Annotated in this window: 5 protein-coding genes and 1 pseudogene; 4 read left to right on the forward strand and 2 right to left on the reverse strand. The window is 55.5% G+C overall.

Going from position 1 to position 3,155, the window contains the following annotated elements; translation table 11 throughout:
* Window positions 1-122: 122 nt before the first annotated feature.
* The gene (locus tag ACSSV8_RS20015; protein ID WP_454283653.1) at window positions 123-737 is read right to left on the reverse strand and encodes a toxin-activating lysine-acyltransferase; all 615 of its coding nucleotides are present in this window, start codon (window positions 735-737) and stop codon (window positions 123-125) included.
* Window positions 738-1,149: 412 nt separating this feature from the next.
* Here ACSSV8_RS20015 and ACSSV8_RS20020 point away from each other — a divergent pair, with 412 nt between their 5' ends.
* Together ACSSV8_RS20020 and ACSSV8_RS20025 are read left to right on the forward strand one after the other, a co-directional pair.
* Window positions 1,150-1,479 (forward strand): type II toxin-antitoxin system RelE/ParE family toxin, encoded by a 330-nt coding sequence (locus tag ACSSV8_RS20020; RefSeq protein ID WP_454283654.1) that lies wholly within the window; start codon window positions 1,150-1,152, stop codon window positions 1,477-1,479.
* Window positions 1,476-1,763: a helix-turn-helix domain-containing protein gene (locus ACSSV8_RS20025; RefSeq protein ID WP_454283655.1), complete on the forward strand. Its 288-nt coding sequence runs from the start codon at window positions 1,476-1,478 to the stop codon at window positions 1,761-1,763. Before ACSSV8_RS20020 ends, ACSSV8_RS20025 begins: the two co-directional genes overlap by 4 nt.
* 45 nt (window positions 1,764-1,808) lie before the next feature.
* Here the strand turns inward: ACSSV8_RS20025 and ACSSV8_RS20030 are convergent, their stop codons facing one another.
* A complete protein-coding gene (locus ACSSV8_RS20030; RefSeq protein WP_454283656.1) occupies window positions 1,809-2,018 on the reverse strand; it encodes a hypothetical protein in 210 nt (69 codons plus the stop codon).
* A gap of 155 nt (window positions 2,019-2,173) precedes the next feature.
* Here ACSSV8_RS20030 and ACSSV8_RS20035 point away from each other — a divergent pair.
* Together ACSSV8_RS20035 and ACSSV8_RS20040 are read left to right on the forward strand one after the other, a co-directional pair.
* Window positions 2,174-2,254 (forward strand): annotated as a pseudogene (locus ACSSV8_RS20035) (ATP-binding protein); the annotation flags it as partial.
* Between the two features lie 453 nt (window positions 2,255-2,707).
* On the forward strand, window positions 2,708-3,127 hold the full coding sequence (locus ACSSV8_RS20040; protein ID WP_454283657.1) for a DNA methyltransferase: 420 nt from the start codon (window positions 2,708-2,710) through the stop codon (window positions 3,125-3,127).
* Window positions 3,128-3,155: the final 28 nt, after the last annotated feature.

Raw genomic sequence — 3,155 nt, forward strand, 5'->3', positions numbered from 1 at the left:
TTCAGTGTATCTGCTTGTCTTCATTCGAATTCTCCTCGTTCATCTTGCCGAGAAAATTCTACTTTTGAAGCCCCTTAATTTCGGGGGGGATTACCACCCCACACATCCCCTTGAACCCGATCTTAAGTGCCAGCGTCCTTGGCTGTCGTTGTGCCCGCGTCACGGGCGGCGCCCATCTTCTCCAGCGTCTCTTTATCCACCAGCCGCGCGATGAGCGGGTGCAGGCGCAACTCGCCGTCCTTGACCACCTGCTTGAAATTGCCCAGCACCGAGGCGGCTGTCTTGCGATCGGGCGCGATCACGTCGATCAACCAGTTGATCTCGCCCGATGTCCAGTCTTCGGATTTCAGCCGCAAGGGCCATGTGCCTGAGCGGATCTGGTCGCGGATTTTGGCATCCACCTCTTGCGAAACGCTCGCCCAGATCGCCAGTCCCGAGATATCCATAAGCTCGCTGCGCTCTTTTTGCGCTGGAAAAGCGATGGCTATCCGGTCGCGGATCAACGGGTCAAGCACCAGATGCTGAAGATCGGCGAGGGTTTGATGCCGGTATCGCGGCAAGCCCATCATCGCCATCACCACCTTGCCAAAGCTCTCACGCACCTGCGACCTCAGGGTGGAGAGCTTCTTCACCAGATCGGGGTCGACCTCGGTTGCGGGCGTGTCGTTATTTGCGGGGGTGTTTTTCGGGGCATTCGCGTCTTTCGGCGCAGCCTCATCGGCGGTTTGCTTGGCCACTGTAAATAATTCCAACTTATGACAGACAGAGGCACATGGTTAACCCGTCTTCCAGAATGCGCAACCCTGAGCATTGAGTCTCCACTTGGAATCGCGGCATGATGGCTGGGTGGCATGATGAGAGACCGTATTCCGACCCGCTTGCGACGATTGTTGGGTTCACCGATAGCTAAGGCCTTCCGAAAATGCTCTGTTGAGGGCGCGAAAATACACCAGATCTGAGGCAATACTCTAATTTATTCGACGAACAGATTCTGGATGATTCCGCTGCATACTTTTCCCAATGAACTTTGGTCTATCCTTGCAGACAGTGCATCTGCCTGGAGCAAGCCAAGCGTATCAACTCGCTGGGGGACTTGTGGGAAGGTTCATGGGGACTTGACGATTATACAAATTTTTGTATAATCGGGGCATGAAGAACGTTGATTTCCGGGGATCGTCCCTATCCGACCTGCGCGACTTCCCGAACCCGTCCAAGCGAGAGGTCGGGTATCAGATCGACAACGTGCAGAATGGTAGGGATCCCGACGACTGGAAACCGATGGAAACCATCGGAGCAGGAGTCAAGGAAATCAGGGTGAAGGACGAGAGCGGGATATATCGCGCGCTCTATGTCGCGAAGTTTGCGGATACTGTCTACGTGCTCCACTGCTTCAAGAAGACGACACCGAAGACGAGCAAGGCCGATAAGGATCTTGCCGCTAAACGCTACAAGGACCTTTTGAAGGAGTTGCGGAAATGACCACTTTCAACAGCGTCTGGGATGCCATCGAGGACACTCCCGAGCAGGCTGAAAACATGAAGATCAGGTCGGACCTGATGCGGTCTATCGAAGACCGCATCCGTGCCGAAGGCTGGAACCAACAGCAAGCGGCGGAACGGTTCGGCGTGACACAGCCCCGCGTTTCTGACCTGATGCGGGGAAAGATCGATAAGTTCACCATCGACACCCTTGTAAACATGGTTGTTGCAGCTGGTCTGCACGTTCATGTTCGGGTCGGTGTCGCTGAACTGGAAGCTGCCTGACACTCAGCATGGACTTCTGCTTAGAAACGGTCGATTTCGCCCCAATCAGTCCGCAAGCATGCGACCATCCTCCACAATAAGCAGCGTCAGGACTTCATCATCATAGATGCGCACAGTCTGCTCCTTGATCGGTATCTCGTCTGCCCACGGCTTGTCGAACCAAGCATCGGCCCCGCTTGCGCGCAGCATCCTGTCATCAGGTCCTTCTCCGAACAGGACGTCGAAAGCGAGGCTGTCCTTGTCCAATTGGTCCATGGTTGTTGATTTCTGCGAGAATCTGACCAACTATTCCGTAATGTCGTGACCCACTGGTTTCCAATATTTCCGCTGACTTTTCATGAGACTAACAAATTTAAGGCGGGTCAGCGCCAAATGGAAAAGTGGGTCAATCTGAGGCGGAAATCAACACGTTCGTGTCCGCCATGCCGATCCTGTCGCAACTGCTCAAGGCCGAAATGGCCGAGCGGGAGGTGCGCTCGATCGCCTATCACATGTGTCAACGGCGGAGTAAAATTCTGCCACTTTTCCATTCTTGCGGCAGCAGGGAGGGGAGATGTATACTGTGGAACTTTACAATAAAGTCCGCTTGGCGTGTGCCGAGGGCATGCAGCGGCGAAGCATTTCAACATTTCGCGCGGGACAGTTTTGCGTTTCTGGAAAAGTTCGTTGAAGGGTCGTGGCATCCCCGCGCCTGAACCGATTTCCCGTATCATCCGGGCGGTCTTGGCTTTTCCTATCCGCGCATTGCCCCTAAGGTTTTAGCGTAACCCGTCCGCGACGGATCACTGCCACAGCAATTGCCCGCGCGGCGAAACAGGGACGATATGCCGACGCTGCACTGGTTGACTAAAGATGCCGATGTGACGGCGGCAGACCGGGTGCCTTACCGCCTGCTGGACTCGGTGGCAGATCTGTCAGCGGGGGACGGCGACTAAGGCCTGCTGGTGCAGGGCGACAATCTGCAGGCGCTCAAGGCGCTGTTGCCGTTCTATGCGGGCCGGGTGAAGTGCATATATATCGAGCCGCCCTACAACACCCGCTCGGCGTTTGAACATTATGACGACAGTCTGGAACACGCCAAATGGCTGTCGATGATCGTGCCCCGCCTGACCCTGCTGCGCGAGTTTCTGTCCGAGGATGGCAGCATCTGGGTCAGCATTGACGATAATGAAGGGCATTACCTGAAAGTGGTGATGGACGAGGTTTTTGGGCGGCGGAATTTCATCGCAGACATCGCGTGGAAACGGCGTGATGGCGCTCCAAACGACAGGAAAATTGGCCCAACCTACGACCACACTGGTCGTGTCTCGAATCTGGTGGAAATTCTCCGGCGGCGTTCTCCGGGCGGGTTGATTTGGGCCTGATCAGGCGGCGAGGTCAAGGGTCATGGGC

This window comes from Roseovarius sp. MBR-79, assembly GCF_053628555.1.